The organism is Exiguobacterium sp. s131, from assembly GCF_018617345.1.
GTDB lineage: Bacteria > Bacillota > Bacilli > Exiguobacteriales > Exiguobacteriaceae > Exiguobacterium > Exiguobacterium profundum.
Window position 1 is genome coordinate 1,106,230 of the sequence record NZ_JACSJX010000001.1, and the last position, 24,738, is coordinate 1,130,967.

The 24,738-nt window shown below is 45.6% G+C and carries 27 protein-coding genes and 1 tRNA gene; 13 read left to right on the plus strand and 15 right to left on the minus strand.

Going from position 1 to position 24,738, the window contains the following annotated elements:
* Positions 1–18 precede the first annotated feature (18 nt).
* Positions 19–867, plus strand: a complete 849-nt coding sequence (locus KNO69_RS05755) for a sulfite exporter TauE/SafE family protein (RefSeq protein ID WP_214816632.1) — start codon at positions 19–21, stop codon at positions 865–867.
* Positions 868–888: 21 nt separating this feature from the next.
* Here the strand turns inward: KNO69_RS05755 and KNO69_RS05760 are convergent, their stop codons facing one another.
* From KNO69_RS05760 to KNO69_RS05770, 3 genes are all read right to left on the minus strand, one after another.
* On the minus strand, positions 889–1,086 hold the full coding sequence (locus tag KNO69_RS05760) for a hypothetical protein (RefSeq protein ID WP_012726425.1): 198 nt from the start codon (positions 1,084–1,086) through the stop codon (positions 889–891).
* Positions 1,087–1,149: 63 nt separating this feature from the next.
* Positions 1,150–1,680 carry a biotin transporter BioY gene (locus tag KNO69_RS05765; protein ID WP_159562384.1) on the minus strand — a complete coding sequence of 177 codons (531 nt, stop codon included), beginning with the start codon at positions 1,678–1,680 and terminating at the stop codon, positions 1,150–1,152.
* Positions 1,681–1,753: 73 nt separating this feature from the next.
* Positions 1,754–2,686 (minus strand): DUF5692 family protein, encoded by a 933-nt coding sequence (locus KNO69_RS05770; protein ID WP_214757336.1) that lies wholly within the window; start codon positions 2,684–2,686, stop codon positions 1,754–1,756.
* Here KNO69_RS05770 and KNO69_RS05775 point away from each other — a divergent pair, their 5' ends adjacent.
* Positions 2,687–2,881 carry a hypothetical protein gene (locus KNO69_RS05775; RefSeq protein WP_251028272.1) on the plus strand — a complete coding sequence of 65 codons (195 nt, stop codon included), beginning with the start codon at positions 2,687–2,689 and terminating at the stop codon, positions 2,879–2,881.
* Between the two features lie 39 nt (positions 2,882–2,920).
* Here the strand turns inward: KNO69_RS05775 and argH are convergent, their stop codons facing one another.
* The 5 genes from argH to KNO69_RS05800 form a co-directional block, all read right to left on the minus strand.
* Positions 2,921–4,309 (minus strand): argininosuccinate lyase, encoded by a 1,389-nt coding sequence (gene argH, locus KNO69_RS05780; protein ID WP_214757334.1) that lies wholly within the window; start codon positions 4,307–4,309, stop codon positions 2,921–2,923.
* Entirely contained in the window at positions 4,302–5,516 is a 1,215-nt protein-coding gene (locus tag KNO69_RS05785) for an argininosuccinate synthase (RefSeq protein WP_147538911.1), read from the minus strand. Before KNO69_RS05785 ends, argH begins: the two co-directional genes overlap by 8 nt.
* A 124-nt stretch (positions 5,517–5,640) precedes the next feature.
* Positions 5,641–6,783: a CapA family protein gene (locus KNO69_RS05790; protein WP_214816634.1), complete on the minus strand. Its 1,143-nt coding sequence runs from the start codon at positions 6,781–6,783 to the stop codon at positions 5,641–5,643.
* Between the two features lie 113 nt (positions 6,784–6,896).
* Complete coding sequence (putP, locus tag KNO69_RS05795) at positions 6,897–8,384, minus strand: sodium/proline symporter PutP (protein WP_214686873.1); 1,488 nt, start codon at positions 8,382–8,384, stop codon at positions 6,897–6,899.
* 119 nt (positions 8,385–8,503) lie between these two features.
* Positions 8,504–9,061, minus strand: a complete 558-nt coding sequence (locus KNO69_RS05800; RefSeq protein WP_214684131.1) for a DNA-3-methyladenine glycosylase I — start codon at positions 9,059–9,061, stop codon at positions 8,504–8,506.
* Positions 9,062–9,151: 90 nt separating this feature from the next.
* Here KNO69_RS05800 and KNO69_RS05805 point away from each other — a divergent pair, with 90 nt between their 5' ends.
* Positions 9,152–9,769, plus strand: a complete 618-nt coding sequence (locus tag KNO69_RS05805; protein ID WP_031423550.1) for a DedA family protein — start codon at positions 9,152–9,154, stop codon at positions 9,767–9,769.
* Positions 9,770–9,808: 39 nt separating this feature from the next.
* Here KNO69_RS05805 and KNO69_RS05810 read toward each other — a convergent pair whose 3' ends face one another.
* On the minus strand, positions 9,809–10,978 hold the full coding sequence (locus KNO69_RS05810) for a cation:proton antiporter (RefSeq protein WP_214816637.1): 1,170 nt from the start codon (positions 10,976–10,978) through the stop codon (positions 9,809–9,811).
* A 25-nt stretch (positions 10,979–11,003) separates the two neighbouring features.
* Positions 11,004–11,429, minus strand: a complete 426-nt coding sequence (locus tag KNO69_RS05815; RefSeq protein ID WP_047795266.1) for a GNAT family N-acetyltransferase — start codon at positions 11,427–11,429, stop codon at positions 11,004–11,006.
* Positions 11,430–11,544: 115 nt separating this feature from the next.
* Here KNO69_RS05815 and KNO69_RS05820 point away from each other — a divergent pair, with 115 nt between their 5' ends.
* The 5 genes from KNO69_RS05820 (at position 11,545) to KNO69_RS05840 (ending at position 16,112) form a co-directional block, all read left to right on the plus strand.
* Complete coding sequence (locus tag KNO69_RS05820) at positions 11,545–12,090, plus strand: glycerol-3-phosphate responsive antiterminator (RefSeq protein WP_214816641.1); 546 nt, start codon at positions 11,545–11,547, stop codon at positions 12,088–12,090.
* A 36-nt stretch (positions 12,091–12,126) separates the two neighbouring features.
* Positions 12,127–12,834, plus strand: coding sequence for an SDR family NAD(P)-dependent oxidoreductase (locus KNO69_RS05825; RefSeq protein ID WP_214686868.1), 708 nt, complete (start codon positions 12,127–12,129; stop codon positions 12,832–12,834).
* 100 nt (positions 12,835–12,934) lie between these two features.
* On the plus strand, positions 12,935–13,783 hold the full coding sequence (locus tag KNO69_RS05830; protein ID WP_214816644.1) for an HD domain-containing protein: 849 nt from the start codon (positions 12,935–12,937) through the stop codon (positions 13,781–13,783).
* A 188-nt stretch (positions 13,784–13,971) separates the two neighbouring features.
* Positions 13,972–14,961 (plus strand): sodium:calcium antiporter, encoded by a 990-nt coding sequence (locus KNO69_RS05835; protein WP_214816647.1) that lies wholly within the window; start codon positions 13,972–13,974, stop codon positions 14,959–14,961.
* Positions 14,962–15,050: 89 nt separating this feature from the next.
* Complete coding sequence (locus KNO69_RS05840; RefSeq protein ID WP_214816649.1) at positions 15,051–16,112, plus strand: bifunctional glycosyltransferase family 2/GtrA family protein; 1,062 nt, start codon at positions 15,051–15,053, stop codon at positions 16,110–16,112.
* 23 nt (positions 16,113–16,135) lie between these two features.
* On the opposite strand, the gene KNO69_RS05845 is transcribed toward KNO69_RS05840, so the two are convergent.
* From KNO69_RS05845 to KNO69_RS05855, 3 genes are all read right to left on the minus strand, one after another.
* A complete protein-coding gene (locus tag KNO69_RS05845) occupies positions 16,136–16,702 on the minus strand; it encodes a 3'-5' exonuclease (RefSeq protein WP_012726407.1) in 567 nt (188 codons plus the stop codon).
* Between the two features lie 61 nt (positions 16,703–16,763).
* Positions 16,764–17,096, minus strand: coding sequence for a four-helix bundle copper-binding protein (locus tag KNO69_RS05850; RefSeq protein WP_012726406.1), 333 nt, complete (start codon positions 17,094–17,096; stop codon positions 16,764–16,766).
* 112 nt (positions 17,097–17,208) lie between these two features.
* A tRNA-Ala gene (locus tag KNO69_RS05855) sits at positions 17,209–17,281 on the minus strand.
* 123 nt (positions 17,282–17,404) lie between these two features.
* On the opposite strand from KNO69_RS05855, the gene KNO69_RS05860 reads away from it, so the two are divergent.
* The 5 genes from KNO69_RS05860 to KNO69_RS05880 all read left to right on the plus strand — a co-directional run bounded on the left by KNO69_RS05860 (position 17,405) and on the right by KNO69_RS05880 (position 22,331).
* Complete coding sequence (locus tag KNO69_RS05860; RefSeq protein ID WP_214816652.1) at positions 17,405–18,268, plus strand: GRP family sugar transporter; 864 nt, start codon at positions 17,405–17,407, stop codon at positions 18,266–18,268.
* Between the two features lie 206 nt (positions 18,269–18,474).
* On the plus strand, positions 18,475–18,876 hold the full coding sequence (locus KNO69_RS05865; protein ID WP_214816655.1) for an SRPBCC family protein: 402 nt from the start codon (positions 18,475–18,477) through the stop codon (positions 18,874–18,876).
* Between the two features lie 186 nt (positions 18,877–19,062).
* Positions 19,063–19,746 (plus strand): hypothetical protein, encoded by a 684-nt coding sequence (locus tag KNO69_RS05870; RefSeq protein WP_214816658.1) that lies wholly within the window; start codon positions 19,063–19,065, stop codon positions 19,744–19,746.
* Positions 19,747–19,996: 250 nt separating this feature from the next.
* Complete coding sequence (locus tag KNO69_RS05875) at positions 19,997–20,782, plus strand: SDR family NAD(P)-dependent oxidoreductase (protein WP_251124869.1); 786 nt, start codon at positions 19,997–19,999, stop codon at positions 20,780–20,782.
* Positions 20,775–22,331, plus strand: coding sequence for an AMP-binding protein (locus KNO69_RS05880; protein ID WP_214816665.1), 1,557 nt, complete (start codon positions 20,775–20,777; stop codon positions 22,329–22,331). Before KNO69_RS05875 ends, KNO69_RS05880 begins: the two co-directional genes overlap by 8 nt.
* Before the next feature lie 422 nt (positions 22,332–22,753).
* Here the strand turns inward: KNO69_RS05880 and KNO69_RS05885 are convergent, their stop codons facing one another.
* Positions 22,754–23,374 (minus strand): YesL family protein, encoded by a 621-nt coding sequence (locus KNO69_RS05885; RefSeq protein ID WP_214816668.1) that lies wholly within the window; start codon positions 23,372–23,374, stop codon positions 22,754–22,756.
* A 27-nt stretch (positions 23,375–23,401) separates the two neighbouring features.
* A complete protein-coding gene (locus tag KNO69_RS05890) occupies positions 23,402–24,526 on the minus strand; it encodes a GntR family transcriptional regulator (protein WP_214816670.1) in 1,125 nt (374 codons plus the stop codon).
* Positions 24,527–24,738 lie beyond the last annotated feature (212 nt).

The window sequence follows — 24,738 nt, forward strand, 5'->3', positions numbered from 1 at the left end:
ATGAAAGAAGGGTACAACATGGACGTTTTACAAGTATTACAGTTTCTCCTTTTAGGAACGTTAATCGGAATCTTGAGTGGATTCTTTGGAATTGGTGGTGGCATCTTACTGACACCACTTCTCCTTGTCTTCGGGTATGAAGCGAGTGCGGCGATTGCCCTTAGCCTGATGTTGACGCTCGGATCAACGACGGCAGGAACGATCTCGCATATCCGTTTGCGTAACGTGAACGTGTCGCACGCCTTATGGATCGGTTTGTTCGGGATTGTCGGGACCTGGATTGCCACACCGCTTGTCTTTTATTTAGAAGGAGTCGATGGGGCGACACTGATCATCTCACTCGTCTATATCGCATTACTCACATATTTTGCGGTTTCTTTCTTTCGTTCGAAACAGCATGTGGAAGGAAGCGTCGGAACGGACTCTGTACCACGCCTTGGGATCATCGGTGTGTTCGCGGGGTTCATCTCCTCGTTGATGGGAGTGAGCGGTGGATTCGTCTTGACTCCTCTTCAGGTCAAGTTGTTGAACACGGAGATGAAGCGTGCGGTCGGAACGAGTATTACGGCAGCGCTTCTCATCGTCTTATCCGGTGTCATCAGTTACGCGGTGGCGGGTGCTGAAACGAATTATCTGCACGGTCTTGCTCTGATTGCGGGTGCCATGATCGGATCACCCTTTGGGGCGAAACAGCTACAACGTTTCAGCTCGCAGCACGTCAAAAAAGCGCTAGGTGGATTTTATATCACGGTCGCCATCAGTGTAGGGTTGAATTTGATAGGGTGGAATACGGCATCACTTGCACTTCTCGTCACATTAGCGCTTCTGTTCATCGTCACCCTTCTCATTCGACCACGCAAAAAATAAACCCCGTCTTCGGACGGGGTTTTAACGTCTAGCAATATGGTCAATGTTTTCTTGAATCTCGCCAACTTTCGCTTTAGCCTCACGGAGTCTTCGCTCGAACGCATCTGTGTCACGTTTCTCATGAGACGACTTATCGATTCCTTGACGCTGCCCTTTGTCAGAGCGTTGGTAAAAGTGGGTCGCTTTCTGTAAGCGTTTTTTAAACGTCGAGTCGCTCATCGGGACACCCCCTTTCATACTACAGTTATTCCACAGATGGAAACGGGTGAAACGTTCGAACCTTTACGAAGCGAGGGAACGACGGACTTGAACGTTCTGAGAAATTTTCACGGCTAATATGGCAGCAAGTACTGCTTTCAAAGCGTCACCAAAGAAGAATGGAATATTTACTTTGAGCGCATCAATGAACGACATACCGAGAACGATCTCGAGTCCCATACTTCCGAGTAAGTAGACGAGCCCTAGACCGAATAAAAAGTTATAGCCAATCAATGCAGGGATGGAGCGATAGCGTTCACTGAACCAGCCTATGAAGAGTGCTGCAATCGGAAAGGCGATTAAATATCCGACAGTTGGTCCTACAAACGGTGCGAGACCTCCTTGACCACTCAGTACTGGAAGTCCAATCAAGCCGAGCAAGAGATACACGATAACTGCCAAAAATCCTTTCCTTGCACCGAATACACCGGCGATGGTCATGATGGCGAGTGTTTGAAGGGTGATTGGAACGGGTCCAATCGGTATTTCGATGAAACCAATACTTGCGATGAGTGCCGCGCCGAAGGCGATTTGAGTCATATCTTGAATCTTCATATGTAAACCCCTTTTCAGTTAACGTTAACAATATAAAAGTTAACATGTTGAAAAGGGGTTGGCAAGAATTATTTCAAGACAGCCCATTTTGACTCAAAGCTGTCTGATATGCCTTCGTTTCAACATAAAGTTCATCCTTGAGTGGATGAAGATGTCGTTGACGGATCCGATAAAATTGATAGGAGACAAGTGCCACGTTGAATAAGAGGGAGAGCAGACTGACGATAAAGAAAGCTCTCGGGTCATGTGTCGACGGTACGAGAGCTAATCGGTCGGCGAACGCCGGAACTGTCATGACAAACATAATCCATAAAGCCAACGTGTGGGCACGATGTTGCAACCAAGCTCCTTTTTTAATAAAGAAAGAAGGAATGGTACACGAAAGGAGCAGAATCAATCCCGCATAAAACGAGTGGTCAGAGATACAATTATAAACGTAAGCAAAATTCCATAAATCATAGGCGATGATCCATGGCCAAATTATGTCGGGCCATACCATATCTTTTGATTGATCTTTCGAAATATTGATTCCAACCCATCCGCAGATGGCGATGGTGTTCAATAATCCGGCAAAACCGTTCATTAGATTCCAAGGTCCGGACATGACCCAAAGGTGATCGATACAAGCGCCATCGGGAACGTTAAAGAAGTATACTTGAAAGTCTCGAATACAAGCTTCTAAAATGTTCAGTGCCAAAATCCCCGGTGGAAAGAATAAGACCCATTTCTTTCGTAATAGCGAGGGCCGATATCGAATAATCATGAAACCGAGACAGCCGGCGAGAGCAGAATATGTTTTCACCCAATTAAACCAAGTACCCGTTCCATATTCGTTTCCTGGTGCTGCGGTTGTCGGCCAAACATATAGGGTCAGTATAGTCGGGACTATCAAGAATAACGTTATTCCTCCCCATTTAGTCGTGCGACTGAATTCATTGAAAGCCATCAAGCTAAACAAGACAAATAACCCAATTCCCCATCCCAAATCGAACAAATTCTGATTCATTTGTACGGATTAGAAAACACTCGTCTAAACAATGCGTTCAGTTCATGGTTGATTGGGGCAGTCGACGGGGTCGTCTTACAATATCTACTAGACGTCAATGAAAATTCTATCGATGAGATGATGGAGGTGTTCGATCTTCTACTTGAGAAAGGACTTCCTTCTTTCGTAGAACGTTTGAATGAACAGGATAAGTAAAAAGACCCGTCACAGATTAACGTGACGGGTACGTGACGATTAAGAATAGGTCATCGTGCTCATGCATACTGAGGCTTCTTTCAATTGTTCACGGACGGCATCGAATCCAGTGCCACCGTAACTGTTTCGACGTGCGACTGCCTGTTCAGGGGTCAAGGCATGATACACATCCTCTTGAATCAATTCAGAGTACGTTTGGAACACCGTGATTGGAAGCTCGCGTAAATACAATCGCTCATCCACGCAATATTTGACGAGTTTACCCGTCACTTCGTGAGCTTCACGGAACGGTACTCCTTTTGCCGTCAAATAATCAGCGAGTTCTGTAGCGTTAGAAAAATCACGCTCGGTCGCTTGTTTCATGACGTCAGGATGGAACGTCAATTCATTCATCATCCCCGCCATGATACTGAGTGAGCCTTGAACGGTCTTGACCGTGTCAAACATTCCTTCTTTATCTTCCTGTAAATCTTTGTTGTAAGCGAGCGGAAGTCCTTTCATGAGCGTCAACAAGCCCATCAAGTTTCCAATCACTCGACCCGACTTTCCACGGACGAGTTCGGCCATGTCAGGGTTTTTCTTTTGTGGCATCATGCTCGAACCGGTAGAGAACGTATCGGACACTGTAATGAAGCGATACTCTTCGCTTGCCCAAAGAATCAATTCTTCACAGAAGCGGGAGAGGTGCATCATAAGCATTGATGCATTTGAAAGAAACTCGAGTATGAAGTCACGATCGCTAACGGCATCGAGGCTGTTCGGGTAAACCCGATTGAATCCAAGTAATTCAGCTGAACGGGAACGGTCGATCGGAAACGTTGTCCCTGCTAAGGCTCCTGCGCCAAGAGGGGACCAATCAATCCGTTTCAAGCTGTCCGTAAACCGCTCCTTGTCCCGCTCCAGCATCCAGAAATAGGCGAGCAAATGATGGGCCAGTGAAATCGGTTGTGCACGCTGGAGGTGCGTGTAGCCAGGCATGATCGTCTCTACGTTTTCTGAAGCATGTGCATGCAATTCATGTTGAAGCGATTCAATCAATTGAATCACTTCTTTCACACGTTCTTTCAAGTAAAGATGCATGTCTGTCGCGACTTGATCGTTTCGACTACGTGCCGTATGCATCTTCCCTGCGACCGGTCCAATCGCTTCATGAAGCAGAGCTTCTAAGTTCATATGAATATCTTCGTGATACACCTCGAATTTTAATTCATCCGCGAGTGCTTTTTGCTTAAGTTGTTGTAATCCATCAAGGATTTGAGTGACTTCTTCTTTTAAGAGGATGCCTTGGTCACCTAACATCGTCACGTGTGCCATGCTACCCTCTAAATCCTCAAGGACGAGTTGAGCGTCAAATTCAATCGATGCACCGAATGCATCGACCCAATCGCTCGCCGTCTTCTCGAAACGGCCTCCCCATAATTTACTCATTGACGAACGCTCCCTTTTCCATCAACACCTCTGATTGAACTTTTGTTGGCAAACCCCACAACTTGATGAATCCGACAGCTGCTTGCTGATCGAACGTATCTGCTGACGTATAGGTCGCAAGTTCCTCATCATAAAGCGAGATTGGCGACTTCCGTCCGTCGACGATGGCTTGTCCTTTAAACAGTTTCATGCGAACCGTTCCTGTGACGGTCGCTTGTGTCTCATCGATAAAGGCAAGAAGTGCTTTTGTGAGCGGTGAATACCAAAGTCCGTTGTAGATCGTTTCCGTCAATTTTTGTTCGACAATCGGTTTGAAATGCGCCACTTCACGAACGAGTGTCAAGGCTTCAAGAGCTTTATGTGCAGTGATTAATGTCATGGCGCCAGGTGCCTCATACACCTCACGTGATTTGATACCGACGACCCGGTTCTCGATGTGGTCAATCTTCCCGACGCCGTGGGCACCCGCGACGATATTGAGCTCTTTTAAGATATCGGTGAACGATTGGCTCTTCCCGTCAATAGCGACCGGCACTCCGTTCTTGAATTCAATCTCAAGATAAGTCGGTTCATGCGGTGTGTCCTCAAGTGCTGCTGTTAACTCATATGCGCTTGCCGGAGGTGCTGCCCAAGGATCTTCTAAGATGCCGCATTCGATGGCGCGTCCCCAGATGTTCTGATCGATTGAGAATGGCTCTTCTTGAACGATTGGAATCGGAATTTGATGTTTTGCCGCATACGCGATTTCTTCCTCACGTGACCATTTCCATTCCCGAACCGGTGCGACGATTTCGAGTGAAGGATCGAGTGCATGAATGGACACTTCAAAACGCACTTGGTCATTTCCTTTCCCGGTACATCCATGAGCCACAGCGACGGCACCTTCGGCCTGTGCGACCTCGACCAATTTTTTCGAGATGAGGGGGCGTGATAGTGCCGAAACGAGTGGATATACGCCTTCATATAATGTATGGGCCTGCATCGAATAGCGAGCGAACTCGTTGACGAACTCGTCGACCGCATCGATGACGATTGATTTTTTCGCTCCAACTTTCATCGCTTTTTGTTGAATCTTTTCTAAGTCTTTCCCTTCCCCGACGTTCAAACAGACGGCGATGACATCATAACCTTGTTCGTCCAACCATTTAATCGCAACCGATGTGTCAAGACCACCTGAGTAAGCCAATACGAGTTTCTGTTTCAAAATATGAACACCCCTTATGAATAATTATTAATATTTGTTTATAAATATACAATTCAGTGTAAGGGATAAGATGTCGTGTGGCAACACTTTTTTGAAAATAAAAAGACCACGAGTGATTTCGTGGTCGTCATTGTTCGATTTTGAGTTGGGGTAACCATTGCGACATATGGTCGCTAACAGGGATAAGAAGTTCAGGACGAGCAGCCTTTAACGGGACGACCTCATAATGTCCGTCAGATGATTTTTGCGTAAAGGTTGGATAGAACATCGGATTTTTCAATTCAATAGTCGATTGGTCATCTTCGGTTGTCTTGACCACATCAATCCCGATGATGCCGCCCGTGTTTCGTTCATCTCCTTGTTGTCCGGAAAGGAAATTACCGAGCGAGTAGATGACAAATGTTTGATTGCCATGAACTCCTTCTAGCATGGTCGGGGGTTGCAGCACGTGAGGGTGGTGACCGATGATGATGTCGACTCCGAGGTCTGCTAACGATTGGGCGAGCTCAGTTTGACTCTCATTCGGTAACGGCTCGTATTCCGTACCGAAATGGAGGGAGACGACCGTCATGTCAGTCGACTGTTCCGCCTTCTCGATCTCTGGTTGCATCTGTGCAAGGTCGATATAATTTACGTGATAAGGCTGCTTCGGCTCGACCCTATTCGTCCCATACGTGTATGCGAGGAAGGAAAAAGAAATATCGTTTGCCGTCAACGTACGAATATTCGCCTTGTCCTCAGCAGATAGGAAGGAGCCTGTATAAGGCATTCCGATTGCGTTCCAATGGTCGATCGAATTTTCAATGGCTCGGACGCCACGGTCGAGCGTATGATTATTCGCTGTCGTGACCAAATCGATTCCTGCCCGTTGTAAGGCATCTCCAATTTCAAAAGGACTGTTAAATGCCGGGTAGCTCGAAAGTCCGATCTCACTCCCGCCAATCATGCTCTCTTGGTTGGCGATTGATAGATCGGCGCGACTCAATATTGGAGAGATCTGTTCGAATGCAGTATCAAATTCATACCCTTCATCGGTACGAGCTGCGTTGTATACCGAATCATGTAGAAGGATGTCGCCGATTGCATAGAGGGAGGCCGTCGTGACAATCGGTTCCGGTTCGGCAGGCGGCATTTCTTCAGGTACCTCGACAATCGGTTCTTCGACTTCTTCTGGTATTTCTTGATTCGTTGCCGGAGTCGTACCACAAGCAATTAATAAAACAAAGCTAGACAGGAAGGTAAGACGAGAGACGATCTTGATTGGTTTCATCCCGATTCTCCTTTTCACGACAGATTCGTACGATAACCCTAAAATTCGTCGATAATTAAGAAAAATCCTGCCTAAATAAATAAAGACAGGTCGTTTTTGACCTGTCATGAGAATTATTTGATATGTTCTTTGACCATGTCTTGCATTTGGTCAAACTCACGTTGAATGACCTCATTTGGTGGCGGTGTCACCAAACTCACGATATAGATGGCAAGTGCCGACAGGAAGAATGCTGGAATCATTTCATACAATGTCCCAAACGTTCCGAAAAGATAAGCGGCATAGTTCTTCCATAGAATGACGACAAAGGCTCCAGTCAACATTCCAGCAAGCGCGCCTTGACGCGTCGTTCGTTTCCAAAACAGACTGAACAAGATGAGCGGACCAAATGATGAACCAAACCCTGCCCAAGCATAACCGACAAGGTTTAAGATGGTGTCGTCTGCATCGAGTGCAAGAATGATTGAAATGACGGATACGAGAATGACCGTAATCCGACCAACCATGACAAGTTCACGGTCACCCGCCTCCTTACGGAAGAACTTCTGATAAAAGTCTGTCGTCGCGGCACTCGACGAGACGAGCAATTGAGAGGAGATGGTCGACATGATGGCGGCAAGAAGAGCAGCCAACAATACACCAGTCACCAAATCCGGGAATAATAAGTCAGATAGGTTGATAAAGACGTTCTCCGGATTATCGATTGTGAGGTCTTGTTGTGTGTAATAGGCGAGACCGAACAACCCGGTCGCCATCGCCCCGACAACGGTGAAGACCATCCATGAGATCCCGATTCGACGTGCCGTCTTAATGTCCTCGAGCTTTTCGATTGCCATAAAACGGACGATGATGTGTGGCTGACCGAAATAGCCAAGTCCCCACGCAAATAGCGAAATGATTCCGATGAGTGATTGTCCTGTCCAGGGGTCAAGTAATGCTTCATCAATATTTCGTACCGTGTCTAAAGCGTTTGACACCCCATCAGTTGCCATAATGGCGATGGCAGGTACAAAAATAAGGGCGAACAGCATGATCAATCCTTGAACAAAATCTGTCCAGCTGACTGCTAGAAATCCACCGATGAATGTGTACAGAATAATGATAGAAGCGAGAATGATCACTCCCGTTACAAATTCAATGTCGAAGACGGCATTGAATAGGCGACCGCCGGCAACGAATCCACTTGTCGCATACAGTGTGAAAAAGATTAACGTGACAGCAGCTGAAAATGAACGCAACACGCCTTTTGTGTCTTTAAAGCGTTTCTCAAAGAAGTCTGGAATTGTGATCGCATCATCCGATATGTATGAATAAATGCGTAATCTCGGTGCGACCAATAACCAGTTCAAATAGGCGCCGATTGTCAACCCGATGACAATCCAACCGCTTGAAATCCCTGACGCATACATGGCACCAGGCAATCCCATTAAGAGCCATCCACTCATGTCTGATGCACCGGCAGATAAAGCGGCGACCCCGGGACCAAGTGCCCGACCACCTAACATATAATCTCCGATACTGCTTGTTCTCCGATACGCGATGATCCCAAGCAAGACCATCAGTGCCATGTACACGACAATGGACACTAAAATTCCGTTCATCAACATCCCCCCGAAAAATAAAAAAATGAAAACGCTTTCGGTGATAAAGTATCACTTTGTCAAAATATTGTCACAACAAGTGGGGAAATGTAAAGATATTTTTGAGAGCTGGTCTTAAGTTATCGGAACGTGCAAGAGGTGAGGTGGTCATTGACAAGACCCGTCGCTTGTAGATGAGCATAAACCGTTGTCGGTCCTAAAAACTTAAAGCCGCGTCGTTTCAGATCTTTACTCAATCGTTCAGAAAGTTCCGTCGTCGCAGGAACATCTTCAAGACGATTCCATGCATTCAGGATTGGTGCATCGTTGACGAATGACCAGATGTACGAATCAAATGAGCCAAACTCATCCTGTAGTTTGATGAACTGCTTCGCATTATTGATCGACGCCTCGATTTTTCGTCGATTTCGCACGATCCCGCTATCGGCGAGGAGTCTCTCCACATCCTCATCCGTAAAGCTGGCAACTCGATGCACCTCAAAGTCGGCATAAGCCAACCGATAATTTTCACGTTTTCTCAAGATGGTGATCCAACTGAGTCCTGCTTGCGCACTCTCGAGTGTCAGACATTCAAAGTGCTTCTGGTCATCGTGAACGGGCTTTCCCCATTCCTCGTCATGGTAACGGACGTAAAGTGGATCCGTCCCGCACCAAGGACACCGTACTGTTTCTTCCATTTCAATCAGCTCCTTTCTTTGAGTGTAGCATGTCCTTACGATTATATAGCGAAATGGACGGGTATAGTGGGGGAGAATGGAGGAAGAGACATGAGTGACTGGATGATTTCTGTGATTGAACAGTACGGCTACATAGGGATTGCATTCATGATTTTTATTGAAAATGTGTTTCCACCGATCCCTTCTGAAGTCGTCTTACTCTTTGGTGGTTTTTTTGCTGTAAAGACGAACTTGTCCATCACGCTCGTCATCGTGGCATCGACAGTCGGAGCTATATTAGGAGCGGTGCTATTATACGGCCTCGGACTATTGTTTGATGTCGAGCAGATCGAAAAATGGACGAAAAAATATGGGAAGTGGTTACGACTGGACCTGAATGACGTAAAGAAAGCGGATGCCTGGTTCGACCGGTACGGGGGCTGGATGGTCTTCTTTGGACGTTTGATGCCGGTCGTTCGAAGCCTGATCTCGATTCCTGCAGGGATGTCAAACATGCCATTCGTGAAATTTCTACTGCTCAGTACGGCTGGAACAGCCTTATGGAATACCATTCTCATCCTCATCGGGATGAAAGTCGGAGAGAACTGGCAAGATATCCTCTCATACCTCGATGCCTATTCTTATGCAATCTATGGGCTACTGTTCATCGGCGTCATCATCTATATTGTATGGCGTAAAAAACGGCACAACAAACTAGCGAAAGACTAACGCACAAAACAGGCGGACCCAGCGTATGGGTCCGCCAATTCATTCTTCTTTTTTCTTGTCAGGTAAGACTTTCGTGAGGGTTTTCTCCGTTTTTTCTGCCAAGTACTCTGAGAAACGGAACAGAATGATTCCGACAATGGCTGACACGAAAATATAGAGACCGACAAACAAGTTGATGGCCCCGTTCGAAAGGGCGGTGAATAAAATAGAGAACTCCCCTCGTGGCGCGAGTGAGAACCCGGCTTCATTCGCCTGAACACGCGTCAAGCCATAGATTCTGCCCCCGACGCGTCCGACAATCCATTTGGATAATACTCCCCACACAATCAAGACGAAGAAGAGTGCATTTACGATGACGCCTTTCTCGAGGTTGATCGAGATACCGAACGAGATGAAAAAGATCGGCAAGAATAAATCTCGGACGGGTACGGTCAAACGCTTCAGCGGTCTCACATCGTGGATATCTGCGAGCATGATCCCGGCGATAAATGCCCCTAAAATCTCAGATAATCCAAACACCATGCCGATTCCTGCGAAAAAGAGAATGAGTCCAATCAGACCGATGCTCGCGTCATCTTGTCGCAGTAAGTGCTTCGAAAATTTTTGTTGCTTGGATACGAAGCTCGAACCGATGAACAAGAGTACGCCAAATATAAGAAATCCTGCGAACACTTTTCCGATATCGGACATCGCAACCGGTTCTTCTTGGATGATGAAAGGGGCGACCGTCAAGAGGAGTGGGGCAAAAATATCCTCAAAGATGAGTAATGCGAGCACAAACTCTTTAATATCTTCATGTTTTTCGGAATGCCGCTCAAGCAGCTTCGCAGAGATGGAGGAGCTCGTCGCATATAAGACGGCCCCGATTAAAAAGGCGCGAGGGAAGTCGAGACCAAATGCTAATGCAATCCCGAACGATACCCCGAATGACAGAATGATATCGAGTATTCCCGCCTTCCATACTTTTCGCATGCGCTTCCAAAGTTCACGTAGTGGAAACTTTAGACCGAGTAGGAAAAACAAAAGAATGATTCCAATCTCTCCCGCGACTTTAAAGACTTCATTCCCATCCCAGAAAAACCCGAACCCGACCCCGATTGCGATAAACGCTAAAATACTCGGGAAGAATAATCGTTCAATCAGGAGACTGAGGACAGAGATGAGGGTGAGCGCCAATCCGAGCAACACGATGATATTTAATCCATCCATACGTCATCTCCTCTCATGACGCCAATTAGCTTTCTCTTTGATTCCATTGATACTCCATTCCGACGGATTCAGGTCGTGAGTAATCAAAACCGAACTGTCGATACAACCCATCGGCTGGAATGTCTGCGATTAGACTAATGATGGCCGTTTCATCCGCTTCTTGTAAGATCCAGTCCATCAAATGCTCCATGATTAATTTTCCGAGTCCAAGACCCTGGCACTCCGGGTCTACGACGATATCTACTAAATGGAATACCATTCCGCCGTCACCGACGACACGTCCCATTCCGACAATCTCATCATCTAAGTATAAACAAATCCCAAAAAGCGTATTTTGAAGTCCTTTCACCGTGCCTCGATCAGAACGTCGTGGCATCCCCGCCTTCACGCGTAACGCTTGGTGTTGTTCTGGAGTCGGTGTTTCGACTTTTACAGTCACTTCATTGACCATACTCAAATCCCCCTCTGCACAAGTTGATTTTATTTTCCCGATATATTGAATGAGTAAACCTTGATTTTAAAAATACGCTATCTGCATAATGAGAAAGAGACAGGGGGAATAGTTGATGATCAATGGTCAATCCATCTTACCGGCGATACGGGACATGCGGGATTTAGAGCGGTTTTTATCGAGTGATTTCGAATTAGGGGTGTTACTAGAGATTCATATGAGCCGATTGGACTCCATCTCCAAATTATTGAGGAAGCATGATAAAAAAGTGTTCATCCATATGGATTTGATACAAGGTATGAAGGCCGACGAGTATGCGACGGAGTATGTCTGTCAGACGTTCAAACCGTTCGGCATCATCTCGACGAAAGGAAACGTCATCGTCAAGGCAAAGCAAAATGATGTGGTCACTGTGCAGCGTTTATTTTTAATTGATTCCACCTCATTAGAGAAAAGTATCAAACACATTGAACGTTCAAAACCAGACTATATTGAAGTACTGCCAGGCATTGTGCCGAAGTATATTCAACGTGTGAAGGAGAAGACGGGGATACCCGTTTTCGCAGGTGGGCTGATTGAAACAAAGGAGGAAGTCCAGGCGGCACTTGATGCGGGAGCGAGTGTGATCACGACTTCGAATCGAAAACTATGGTCCGACTAATCGAGATTTGGGTATACAGTCTTTTAGGAGGGATGAATGATGACAGACGTGATGATTGTAACAGGAGCTAGTCAAGGAATTGGTTATGCGATTGCACAAGCTTTCGTAAATCAGTATGAAGTGATCGGGCTAGACATTGGAGATGATCCGGATATCGAAGGGTTACGCTTTTATCAAGTAGACCTTGGAGACACGTCTGAACTTAAGCGTGTCTTTGACGATATTCACAACGAATTTGGTCGAGCCCATGTGCTGATCAATAACGGAGGGATCGCCTCGCTAGTCAAGCCGATTGATGAGCTTGAGATTGACACGTTCAAGCGAGTCATCGATGTCAATTTAGTCGGGACATTTAGTTGTGCGAAATACTTTTTAGAACTGAATCAAGGTGAGTCGTACGGAAGAATCGTCAACATGGCCTCGACACGTGCCTTCCAGAATGAGCCGCATTGGGACGCATATGGTGCATCTAAAGGAGGCATCGTTGGATTGACCCATTCACTCGCCATCTCATTAGGCGATCGCCCCGTGACAGTGAATGCGATCAGTCCAGGATGGATTCATACGTCCGATGAGGCATTACGCGAGATTGATCATGAGCAGCACCCATCAGGACGGGTCGGTGAACCGGAAGATATCGTCCGCGCTGTGCAGTACTTGATTGACCGTCAAAACAGTTTTGTGAACGGTCATAATCTTGTCATCGATGGGGGAATGACGAAAAAAATGATTTATGAAGAATGATGCGACAATATACCTAAAACTGGTCAGAATTTAGGTTATTTATACCTAATTCCGGGTAAGGGATAGAAGAGTTTTCATCCGGAAGAAGGAGGATTGTGACATGAATCCACTCGTTGAAGAAGCACTGCGTTTTTCGTCTATTCGTCACGGAGGACAGTATCGAAAAGGTTCAACCATTCCATATTTGTCACATCCATTCTCGGTCGCCATGCTTCTTGAGTCCGATCATCAAGCACCGGCAGTGGTGGCGGCAGGATTGCTTCATGATTTGGTTGAGGACACGAAGACAGACCCACAAGAAATCTTATCAAAATTCGGTTCTGACGTTCACAGGCTCGTTCTCGCGGTCTCGGAGAAAAATCGTGACGAGTCGTGGGAACAGCGAAAACGGATGACACTTCAACAGGTGCAGTCACTTCAATTTGATGAAGTCGCACTTCTCGTGGCGGACAAGCTACATAATCTCCGCTCCATCCGTTATGATCTTGAGATGGAAGGGATGAAGGTGTGGCAACGTTTTAAACGGCCGATGCGGGACCAATCGTGGTATTACCATGAGTTGCTGTCAGCATTTGAACCATTTCGGAGCTCGACAGACCTGATTGGCTTGTATGAACAAGAACTCCATCTATTGTTTTACGGTGAGAAGAATGCGAAAGATCGAAAAGTGGCAAGACTCCTCGAATCCATGTTGACTTATTTCATCGAGGACGAATGGTTGCAAGAATCGGCACCACTATGTCAAACGGCATATGAATTAAGAGAGATTGTTGCGCGAGAGACGATTGATGACGAAGAGATTGTGTGCTTCCGAAAACGACTTCACGAAGCGGGTTGGATCACGCCATTGTTACCCGAGAAGCTCGCGGGGATGCAAGAACTCGCATATCGGACGGCTCTCGACCCACAGGAGCTTCTCGCGCTCATGCGCCGCTCGATTGTCAACTAGTTCTCTTCATGCTATAGTCAAAAGGAAGATAAAAAGGGGAGTAGCGACCACAGTTGTGGTCGATGGGTCGTCATTACAGTGCATACGCACTCGGTCCATCGAGCTTTTACAAGTCCGCAAGACCTTTTTATGGGCGTTTTTGTCGTCCATAAAAAGGTCTTTTTTGTTTACCCAAGGAGGAGGAAAAAATGGTATTTGTTTATTTCTTACTGGCCGCGGCCATCACCGTCTACGCCGCCATCAAATTGTCAACGTACGCCGACGTCATGACTGAAAAGTCGAAAATGGGCGGGATGCTCGTCGGTACAGTTTTATTGGCAGGAGCGACGTCGCTCCCGGAAGTGACAACGAGTATATCGGCTGTCATGATTGACAACCCCGACATTGCCATCGGGAACATGCTTGGGAGTAACCTATTCAATATCTTTATCTTAGCGATGTTCGACCTATACTTCCGACAGAAGCAATTGTTCAACTATGCGAGTCGGGACCACCTGTACACGGCCGGACTTGGGTTACTCTTGACCGTCACGACGTTGATTGCTTTGATCGTTCGCGTTGATATGACGTTTATCGGAATCGGAGTCGACGCGCTCTTGATTGCGATTCTATACGGTATCGGAATCTACTATATCGGGAAACAACCGACAGAGCCGGTCGCGGAGCATGAAGTCGAAGAAGAAGTGGTCGTCGGTAAATATGAAGAGATCACGCTGAAACGTGCGGTCTTTGGATTCATCATTGCTGCAATCGTAATCATGGCGGCAGGAACAGCCCTTTCCATCACAGGTGATCAAATTGCCGTTTTCACAGGACTCGGTTCTAGTTTTGTCGGTAGCTTCTTGATTGCGGCATCGACGTCACTCCCGGAAGCGGTCGCTGTGTTCATGGCGCTCAAACTACGTAATGTCAACTTGGCATTCGGTTCGATTCTCGGCTCGAATATCTTCAACATGTTGATTATCGCCATGTCAGATGTCTTCTATCGGAATGGATCGATTCTCGCAGATGTCTCGACGTCACACCTCGTATCTGCGGTCGGAATCACCATCCTATCGATCCTCGTCATGTATAGTGTGCTAAGACAAAATGTCACGTCGAAGGTACGTTATGTGATTCCTTCGTTACTCGTTGTCGTTGTCTATTTCGTTTCGTCTTACTTGATCTTTATCGGGTGAGTACATGCATCAGCCTTAGGGCTGATGTTTTTTTATTGGGAATGAGAATTCATTGCTTCGGGTATAGAGGAATTGAAGGAGGGGTGGCGATGCAGATGCATGAAGTGGAAACACGCCAAGCGTATTCGATTTTGATTCCGGCCTATAACCCTGATGAGGCACTCGTCACACTCGTGGAGAAGTTGAGGGCGAGTGGGTTTGCGAACATCATTGTGGTCAATGACGGTAGTAACGAATCGTCGGTAGGCACATTTGATAAGATTGCATCATTTGTCGACCAAGTGTTAACGCACGAACAGAATCAAGGGAAGGGAGCAGCAATCAAGACGGGGTTACGGTATGTGGTGGACACATATCCGGATAAAACGGGGGTCATCACGGTCGATGCCGACGGGCAGCACTTGCCGCAAGATGTCGTCAGCGTCTATGAGGAAGGGTTGAATAAACCACATCATCTCATCATGGGATGTCGAGATTTTAGCGGAGATGCGATTCCGTTCTGGAGCCGATTCGGCAATCAGGCGACACGGCTCGTGATGTTGATTGGGAGCGGGCTGAAGTTAAAAGACACGCAGACGGGACTTCGAGCCATCCCGATGCGATATGCGCGACAACTGATTGACATTCCTGGAAATAGATATGAGTTCGAGATGAATATGCTCACGTTCACGAAACGATTGCAGGTTCCGATTCAACAAACGACCATCCAGACCGTATATGAGAATGAAAATGATTCATCCCATTTTAGACCGATTCTCGACTCGATTTTAATTTATCGGATGTTTTTGATGTATTCGTTATCCTCTGTCGCCTCGTTCCTTGTCGACGTAGGGATGTATGCGCTCTTTATTTATTTATTATCCCCATACTTCGATACAGCTCACGTCGTCATCGCGACGGTCATCGCTCGAATCATTTCCTCTCTCTTCAATTATCTCGTTAATCGAAAAGTAGTCTTCGATTCGAAGGCGCGGCGGTCTCTTTCGAAATATTTTAGTCTCGTCGTGCTTCAAATGGCCGTTTCAGCACTCCTTGTTTATCTCTTGTTTCTCTTGCTCAGACAAGGCGAGGTCATCCTAAAAGTAGTCGTCGATAGTTCTCTCTTTTTCGTCAGTTATTATGTCCAGAAGAGATGGATTTTCAAAAAATAACCGGTCATGATTTCATGACCGGTTTAATATGCGAGCGTTCCTGTTTTCACGGACGTATAGCGATGTAATTCTTTTGGGCTTGTGATGCCGGTTTTTTGCATCATGTCTCGCATAAGTAGCGCGCATACGCGAGCATCTTCCGCAGCATCATGATGAATAAACGGCACGTTCAAGTGTTCTGCCATCGTGTTCAACTTATGGTTCGGGAGTCCTGGATACAGTTTACGTGACAGTTTGACGGTGCAACCGTACTCGATTGTCGGGAAATCGAATAGATCATATTTTACAATCGCCTTTCTCAAGGCACCCATGTCAAATGAGGCGTTATGTGCGATGACGAGGTCCACTTCCCGTAAAATCGGGTAAAGAGAGGAGAGTACTTCCGGTAATGCCGGTGCATCCCACACGTCACTCGGACGGATGCCATGGACGCGGATGTTACCCATATCAAAGTCTTCCTCCGGATTGACGAGTCGCTGGTCGGTTTCGACCACATCTCCATTTTGAAGGATGCTCCATCCGACAGAACAGATGCTGCGACTATCACGGTTAGCGGTCTCCACGTCAAGTGCGAGAATGGTATGGTTCATAGTTTACCTTCTTTCGTAAGCAATAAAAAAAGTCTAACAGAAAGTTAGACGAATGTCGTGCTTAAGCGGCAACAAGTGTTCGGCAAGCTTCCGCACAACGCTCACATGCTTTGGCACAGGCTTGACAATGGTCGTGCTGATGTCGTCCGCATTCAACCGCACACGTATCACAGACTTGGGCGCATAAAGCAACGATTGGTTTTGAAAAGGCTGAATCTGTTTCTAAGGCATTTAAAGCTAAAGTACAAATGTCTGAGCATTCTCGAGTCAGGCGGATGCATTCGGTGAACATGTGTAAATCCTCTTCTTGCAAACTTTTTGAGAAGCAGTGGTTGCATGCGCGCATGCATTCGATCACGCTCGTCAATGTTTCTTCTACAGATGTACGTTCCATCAAAATTCCCCCTTATATGAAAAAGTCTAACTATCATTACCCGTTCAGAAAGAGGTTGAATCGCACCATACCAATAAAAAAGCCACACCTCATTCGAGATGTGACCAATTAATGGAGCATAGGGGGCTCGAACCCCTGACCTCTACGCTGCCAGCGTAGCGCTCTCCCAGCTGAGCTAATGCCCCGTTCGAAATCATTATATCATCGTAGTATTCGACATGGCAATTCCCTTTTTGAATTTAGGTTTATAAAATTGGAGACGTGGGAATTTCATGTTAGACGTTATATTAAGAAAGCAGGTGTGCTTCATGGAAATGATTCTTTTGGCACTCTTACCGGCACTCATGTGGGGAAGTATTCCACTCATCGTGTCGAAAGTAGGAGGAAAACCGATTCAGCAGTTAATCGGAACGACCATCGGGGCGATGATCATGGCAACAGTGATTGCCCTCGTCTTCCGACCGGAGTTCACGACACTCGCCATCGTGACCGGATTTATCTCAGGGGCGTTCTGGGCGCTCGGTCAATATTTGCAGTTCCAATCGTTCCAAATCTTAAGCGTCTCCAAAGCGATGCCAATCAGCACGGGGATGCAACTCGTTGGGACGTCACTCTTTGGGGTCATCGTACTCGGGGACTGGCAGACATCGACGGAGCTATGGTTAGGGTTTTCAGCGCTCGTCTTGATTATCATCGGGGCGACTATGACTTCATACCAACAGAAGAAAGATCAGGACAGTGCCGGAGCTTTGAAAAAGGGATTACTCGTCCTATTCGTTTCGAGTATTGGTTACGTCACGTATGCCGTCTTGACGAACTATTTTGAAGTAGAAGGGATCACCGCGATTCTTCCACAATCCGTCGGGATGTTCATCGCGGCACTTCTGTTCAGTCTTCGTGAAAAGGACGTCAAGAAACTGGATCCACGTACATTCAAAAATATCTTGGCCGGGCTCGCCTGGGGAATCGGGAACTTCGGACTTTTCGTTTCAAGCGGAGAAGTGGGGATTGCGACTTCGTTCGCCTTATCCCAATTGAACGTCGTCGTGGCGACACTTGGTGGGATCTATCTCTTGAAAGAAGAGAAGACGACAAAAGAACGCGTCTTTGTTTTCATGGGAATCGGGTTGATTGTCGTCGCTGGATTTATGCTTGGGATTGCCAAGAGTTAAGTTTCAATGATGAAATGAAAAGAACCTTGAATGAACTCGATTTTGAGTGCCATTCAAGGTTTTTGTTTTGGGTATCTTTCAATCGTTGAAATGAGAGCAGGAGATGACGTAATCAATAGGGAAGTAATCTCATGTTGCGTTCGTCATATAGGGCATACAGCGTATTCGTGATTGATTAAAAATGTAGAATAAAGGGGAAACGAATCATGGAATCAAATGTAGTGACGATATCAGCTCTCGTCGATGCACCAATCGACACAGTCTGGAAACTCTGGACAGACCCTGACCACATCAAACAATGGAATCATGCGTCTGACGATTGGCATACGACCGAAGCGGAAAATGATTTACGGATCGATGGGAAGTTTCGTAGTCGGATGGAAGCGAAAGATCAGAGCATGGCCTTTGATTTTGAAGGGGTATATGAGGAAGTTGAAGTAAATGAGCTCATTCAGTATCGCCTTGAGGATGAACGGAGAGTCAGAATTTCATTTTCTTCAGAAGGGGATCAGACGAAGGTGGTCGAGGTGTTTGATGCGGAATCGATGAATCCGGTTGAAATGCAACGACTAGGCTGGCAGGCGATCCTCGATAATTTCACTAGATAAGCGAATGGTAAGAAATAAGGAAATGAATGATGAAATATTAATTCAGCAGTATACATTTCATGTTGAAGGTGTATACTGCTGTTCGTTGTATAAAATCAAGATCTTTCATAATGTTGTTGTTGAATGATGAAGTGTAGTTTGTCATTTTTGGATTTAAAAAATGAATATAGGGCGAGTTGAAAATATATGAGAGAAGTAAGGCTTAGTTTTAACTTTTTTCACGACTTAGAGAATGAAAAATGGGCATTACAGATGCTAAATATCTTCGAAACGTTTCAGATTGAAATCGGAAAGATGGGATTTTACGAACCACTTAGAACTGAGTTTTCGAATGACACCTTTCTGAAGATGTGGACAGAAGGCAACGATGATTTTTACAGCTTTATTTGTCGATTAAAAAATAGTAAAGGTTATCTCAACATTCATAATTTGAAAGATGGGTTACCAGGAAATGTTGGTTTCGTTTTTGTGATCAGCAAGACAACTTTTCTGAATGAAAAGGACAAATGGATTCGGTTATTTGATCGAATTTGTCGAGAGTGGGGTCCATTCCAAGCATCAATATCTAGAAGGATTGAAGAACGAGAGGATCTCATGTACGAAACAGGTTTTTCTAAAGTTAAGGAAGTGGAATGGCTTAATTATTGGAGTGATGAATTGTTGTACGTGAATTCAGTTTCTATTCCAAATGAGGTCGAAGACTATAATTGTTATGATGGAGTTGCATTTAACAAAGGGTATGTATTCCAGTTGATGAATTTGATTGATGATCCCTCGTACTATCAGCTATCTGAAATGATTAAAGCCATGATTGGTCCAAACTTCTTTTATAAATGTAGTGAAGATTTAGATTTGCTAGATTTTTTGTAGTCATTGAAGTAATTAAGGCTGACGTTCATCTTGGGAACTTCATTTTCTGTTCGTTAAATTGTTATATATCATTTGGAATTACATGTATACAAGAGCAGTAACTTTGCTTCTAAACATACAGATTTATTTAGTTCGTGATCGTTCTATTGTAAAAATCAAAAAAGGTGCTGGCAATATGTATGACTACACGTTACTAGAGAGACTCCTATTCCGATTTCCTTCCTTCGATCATCAGAAAATGAAGTCAGCGTTGGATCGGAAAACGGTATTGATTACTGGAGCGAGCTCAGGAATCGGGCAGGCGTTCGCTTTTTTACTAGCGGAGACAACCGCGCATCTGATTCTCGTTGCCCGTAGAGAATCAGACATGAACGCCATGAAGTCTGAAATCGAAAAGGGGTCAGCCACGGTGACCGTGTTCCCGGCAGATCTTCGAATTGAAGACGAACGGAATGGTTTGCTGGCGTATCTCCATCAACTACCGGACGGATTGGATGTTCTCGTCAGCAATGCTGGAATCTCCATCAATCGTCCCATCACTGAGTCACTCGATCGATACCATGACTTCACTCGGACGATGGCAATCAATTATTTTGCTCCCGTACAATTGATTTTGTCGCTCATTCCGGTGCTCGAAAAGAAGAACGGGCAGATCGTCAATGTGTCGACCATCAATGTGTTACTTCATCCTTTCCCTCACTGGGCAGCCTATCAGGCATCAAAAGCCGCGTTCGATACGTGGTTTCGCTCCGCGGGTCCGGAACTCACAATCAAAAATATATCCACGACGACTCTATATCTACCGCTAGTAAAAACTCCGATGATCAAACCGACGCTGGCTTATCAGCATTCACCTGCCATGTCACCGGTACATGTGGCAGAATTAATCGGACATGCCTTGTATACGAAAGGAACAGTATATAAGCCGTGGTGGTTGTTCCTCGGTCAAGTAGCATCACTTGTTTTCAGAAGACCGATAGACTGGATGGTCCCTGCATTCCTTAAGAGAAAGGAGCGTGACAATAAGAATGGTTAAGTTATTGAAAGTCTTGTCGCAGCTCCAGTTTCTATCACCATCGAATCTAGGCCGTCTGTTCGTCGCAATCCGTCAAAATGGAATCAACTTGATGCTTCTTTTTACATTGACTGAAAGAGCAGGGAGTCAAAAAACGGCTTTAGTGGATAGCCGAGAAACAGTGACGTATCTAGAGCTAAAGTCACGCTGTGAACACCTCGCTTATCATTTCGCTAATCAGTATGGGGTTAAAAAGGGACAAAAAGTTGCGTTTCTCTGTCACAACCACTCGTCTTTCGTACAAGGGATGTTTGCGGCTTCACGACTCGGTGCAGACATCTACATGCTTCATTCATCGATGAGTCAACTGCAGTTCAACCGACTCGTAGAAGAACAGCCATTCGATCTTTTGATTTACGATGATGAGTTTGAAAACTTAATTGAAAACTCGTCTTACGAACGTTCGACACTTGTCAGCTATCATGAGGAAAAGGTATCAATCAATAGTTTATCGGATTCGAAGCGACATAAAAAAGGAAAGCTTCCGGCCGCCTCGAGCGGGAAGATCGTGCTGTTGACCGGCGGTACTACCGGAAAACCGAAACAAGTGACTCATAAACCATCCCTCTTTCACTTTCTGGCTCCATTCGCAGCTCTAATGAACCGATTGCAGTTGCCGTCATTCAACACTGCCTATATTGCCACCTCGATTTACCATGGCTACGGCATCGCCATCCTTTTATCTTTTCTAGCCCTAGGGAAACAGGTCGTCATTCAAGAGAGCTTTGATGTGCAGAGAGCCTGTGACCTCATTCGGCGACACAAGGTAGAAGTGGTCACGGTCGTCCCGCTCATGATCCACAAAATGTTACGACACAATCCAACATCACTTCATTCTCTCGCTTGTATCGCGTCCGGTGGTGCGAAGCTTCATCCCGTTTTAGTCCGTGAAGTCCATAACGAGTTGGGGAGCGTCTTATACAATCTCTATGGGACGTCGGAAGCGGGCTTGAATCTGATCGCCACGCCAGAAGATTTACAGTATGATGCGAATACGCTCGGGAGAAGGATTCCGGGAGGGGACTTAAAGGTAGTGAAAGATGGAGCGGAAGTCGAGCCAGGGGCCATCGGTGAATTTTGCATACGAAATAAGTGGTCCATGCAAAGCAGGAAGAACCGCTGGATTCAAACGGGTGATGTCGGATACCGGGATGAGAACGGCTATTATTTTTTGTGTGGACGAACAGACGACTTGATCATCTCGGCAGGAAACAATATTTATCCTGGGGAAGTCGAGACGGTTTTACGCGACCATCCGAATGTCGAGGACGCCGCCGTCGTCGGGATAGAGGATGTGTACGCCGGTCACATCTTGAAGGCATACGTACAGTTATATGATGAAAAATTGACAGAAGAAGAACTGGTGAGCTGGTTGCGCGAACGACTGACAACTTATCAGCTTCCACGAGAAATCGTGTTTGTGAAGGAGTTGCCTTATACAGCGGTTGGAAAATTGGATAGGAAACGACTTGAGGTGATCAAGTATGTTGAAGTATGGAACTATAAGTAGCATATAAAGGAATGAAGAGACATACATAGTTTATTAGGGAGCACATTTTTCTAAAGCCTACTTATTAATACGAAGGGTTGCTTGTTGTAGTCTAATGAAATCAGCTTCTTTCAGTAATGAAGGACTGAACTATGTTTTCGAAAAGACTAAAGTGTCTCTTCGTTCTGATTCATTGTCATAATGCAAAATATAATGTAAGTCACCAAAAACTGGAGTATCCTCAATAAAGTCATTAACGGAAAAGCCCAATTGCTTTGCCTCCTCACTAACTAAGAACTGTATTATTCATTTTGAATAGAACTTAAACAACCTAAAGAAGTGATTTGGTCATATTTATTGAAATTGACAGATGAGTAAACCATTCTTCTTAGATTCAAATAAAAAACCATCTACTTTGTTAAAGTAGATGGAAAAATTCAATATTACGTGGAGTCGATATCGATATGATTGTTCGTTATAGTACGATTTAATTGGTGGAGATAGAGTTTCGTTTTTAGAAAAACGATGAACGAACAGCCGAACAACAAATAGAGCGGAGAGCGATACGCGAGCATACCAAGCGCTGTGAATAACAAGAGCGCGAGCACGACAATATAGCCGTATCGCATGATGCTGAATAACGCCAACTTTAAGGCATCCATCGTCTTCATATCGTAGTGCGTCAAAATCGGAAACAGGAATAACGATAGGGAGGTAAAGACAAATCCGATCACGAACAGACCGGTGAAGAGAATCGTTTGCCCGGTATCGATTTGACGAATGAGCAAAAAGTCGATCAACAAGACGAATACAAACAAGGTCCAGGCTATACCGAGCTTATAATGACGGCGCACTCCTTCATTAAAGAAACGGAAGTAGGCGCGGAACACGCTGTAATCTTGGTTGACCGACCATTGCCGTGTGACGGCATGTAAAGCGTACAAGGCCGGGAACAACGTGATGACAGGCAGAATGGTCAGTAAGAAGACCACGTTCAGTTGTACCAGGCTGGTGACAAATTCGAGCGCTTGGAATAGCTTGTTATGTTCATGTTTTAAATTCATGAGGACCTCCAAGAAGTTAGCAGTGAATCAGCCTAATTTAGATTCGAGACGATTATAGGGTGCGGTCGAGTTGCGGACAATCAATTCAGGTTCATACGTATGTGACGGTGGCGTATCCTTTTTCTCGACGGCTGCGATGATCCACTCGGCTGCGGCACGACCCAATTCTTGCTTCGGGTGGATGATCGAAGTCAGTTTCACCTCTGTCGCGACGGCAAGTACCGAGTCGTCATATCCGACGAGTGAGACGTCTTGCGGGACAGAGAGGCGTAGATTTCTCAACTGGTCCAACACGTTAAGGGCGAGTTGGTCGTTATAACAGACGATCGCACTCGGCCGTTCGTCCGCGTTCTCAAAAACTTGATGAATCACGTCATAAAAAGAGGGCACAAGTTCTTCTGTCGTATACGTTATAATTAATTCTGGCTCTAAGGGAAGATTGTATTCCCGGAACGCGCGTATAAAGCCGCGCATCCGATGGACCCCTTGAAGGTCATCTGTTTTGAAGAGTCCCATGATGCGCTCATGTCCAAGTTTGATGAGATGTTCGGCAGCCAAGAACCCACCTTTCTCGTCATCCATAATCAAATAAGGAGGCGTCAACTGCGAATAGTATTGGTTAATCATCAAATACGGCGTATGCTGTTGTTCGAGTTCTAAATAATATTTGATATTTGGATTGTAGCTACTGCTCTTCGTCGGCTCGACTATCAACCCATCAATTTGACGATCTAACATCATCTCGAGGCACTGCCGTTCTTTCTCGACGTTGTTATCCGTACAAGATAAGGTCAACGTATATCCTTTTGAAGCCAAGTGGGATTCAATCCCCCGGATGATAGACGGGAAGATATAGTCAGAAATGTAAGTCGTGATGACCCCGATGTTTTTACCATTGCCTAAACGTTCGATCGTCTGGGGAGTCGAGGTCGGGAGGATCGGGGAACAATATGTGCCCGAGCCTTGTTCACGGTAAAGATAACCTTCGTTTACGAGTTCTCCTACAGCTTGTCGAATCGTATGACGGCTCACTCCAAATGATTGGACCAATTCATTTTCAGAAGGAATTTTTTCACCGGGTCTTACTGTTCCATCTTTTATCCATTCAAGAATATGATCTTTGACCATATTGTACTTTGTGCGTTGTGCCATCTGGCGTCCCTGCTTTCTCTCATGTACGTCGAACAACTCATACGTACAAGATATAATCTTACTTCCATATTAACAAACAAATGTACCGTTTACTATGAATAAGCAAAAAAAGCATCTGAATTTTCTATGAATATGTACGGATGAAATATAAAAATACATAAAAATCGAATTGACATGTCCGAACGTGTGTAATAGACTCGAATTGTACAGAA

Bases quoted from the DNA above. Each gene is read 5' to 3' on its own strand.
- KNO69_RS05820 (WP_214816641.1), top strand. From the start codon at position 11,545: ATGATCAATGGTCAATCCATCTTACCGGCGATACGGGACATGCGGGAT.
- KNO69_RS05850 (WP_012726406.1), bottom strand. From the start codon at position 17,096: ATGGAACGTACATCTGTAGAAGAAACATTGACGAGCGTGATCGAATGC.
- KNO69_RS05830 (WP_214816644.1), top strand. From the start codon at position 12,935: ATGAATCCACTCGTTGAAGAAGCACTGCGTTTTTCGTCTATTCGTCAC.
- KNO69_RS05755 (WP_214816632.1), top strand. From the start codon at position 19: ATGGACGTTTTACAAGTATTACAGTTTCTCCTTTTAGGAACGTTAATC.
- KNO69_RS05890 (WP_214816670.1), bottom strand. From the start codon at position 24,526: ATGGCACAACGCACAAAGTACAATATGGTCAAAGATCATATTCTTGAA.
- KNO69_RS05840 (WP_214816649.1), top strand. From the start codon at position 15,051: ATGCAGATGCATGAAGTGGAAACACGCCAAGCGTATTCGATTTTGATT.
- KNO69_RS05760 (WP_012726425.1), bottom strand. From the start codon at position 1,086: ATGAGCGACTCGACGTTTAAAAAACGCTTACAGAAAGCGACCCACTTT.
- KNO69_RS05885 (WP_214816668.1), bottom strand. From the start codon at position 23,374: ATGAATTTAAAACATGAACATAACAAGCTATTCCAAGCGCTCGAATTT.
- KNO69_RS05825 (WP_214686868.1), top strand. From the start codon at position 12,127: ATGATGACAGACGTGATGATTGTAACAGGAGCTAGTCAAGGAATTGGT.
- KNO69_RS05790 (WP_214816634.1), bottom strand. From the start codon at position 6,783: ATGAAACCAATCAAGATCGTCTCTCGTCTTACCTTCCTGTCTAGCTTT.
- KNO69_RS05765 (WP_159562384.1), bottom strand. From the start codon at position 1,680: ATGAAGATTCAAGATATGACTCAAATCGCCTTCGGCGCGGCACTCATC.
- KNO69_RS05810 (WP_214816637.1), bottom strand. From the start codon at position 10,978: ATGGATGGATTAAATATCATCGTGTTGCTCGGATTGGCGCTCACCCTC.
- KNO69_RS05870 (WP_214816658.1), top strand. From the start codon at position 19,063: ATGAGAGAAGTAAGGCTTAGTTTTAACTTTTTTCACGACTTAGAGAAT.
- KNO69_RS05835 (WP_214816647.1), top strand. From the start codon at position 13,972: ATGGTATTTGTTTATTTCTTACTGGCCGCGGCCATCACCGTCTACGCC.
- KNO69_RS05805 (WP_031423550.1), top strand. From the start codon at position 9,152: ATGAGTGACTGGATGATTTCTGTGATTGAACAGTACGGCTACATAGGG.
- KNO69_RS05800 (WP_214684131.1), bottom strand. From the start codon at position 9,061: ATGGAAGAAACAGTACGGTGTCCTTGGTGCGGGACGGATCCACTTTAC.
- putP (WP_214686873.1), bottom strand. From the start codon at position 8,384: ATGAACGGAATTTTAGTGTCCATTGTCGTGTACATGGCACTGATGGTC.
- KNO69_RS05860 (WP_214816652.1), top strand. From the start codon at position 17,405: ATGGAAATGATTCTTTTGGCACTCTTACCGGCACTCATGTGGGGAAGT.
- KNO69_RS05880 (WP_214816665.1), top strand. From the start codon at position 20,775: ATGGTTAAGTTATTGAAAGTCTTGTCGCAGCTCCAGTTTCTATCACCA.
- KNO69_RS05815 (WP_047795266.1), bottom strand. From the start codon at position 11,429: ATGGTCAATGAAGTGACTGTAAAAGTCGAAACACCGACTCCAGAACAA.
- KNO69_RS05770 (WP_214757336.1), bottom strand. From the start codon at position 2,686: ATGAATCAGAATTTGTTCGATTTGGGATGGGGAATTGGGTTATTTGTC.
- KNO69_RS05845 (WP_012726407.1), bottom strand. From the start codon at position 16,702: ATGAACCATACCATTCTCGCACTTGACGTGGAGACCGCTAACCGTGAT.
- argH (WP_214757334.1), bottom strand. From the start codon at position 4,309: ATGAGTAAATTATGGGGAGGCCGTTTCGAGAAGACGGCGAGCGATTGG.
- KNO69_RS05865 (WP_214816655.1), top strand. From the start codon at position 18,475: ATGGAATCAAATGTAGTGACGATATCAGCTCTCGTCGATGCACCAATC.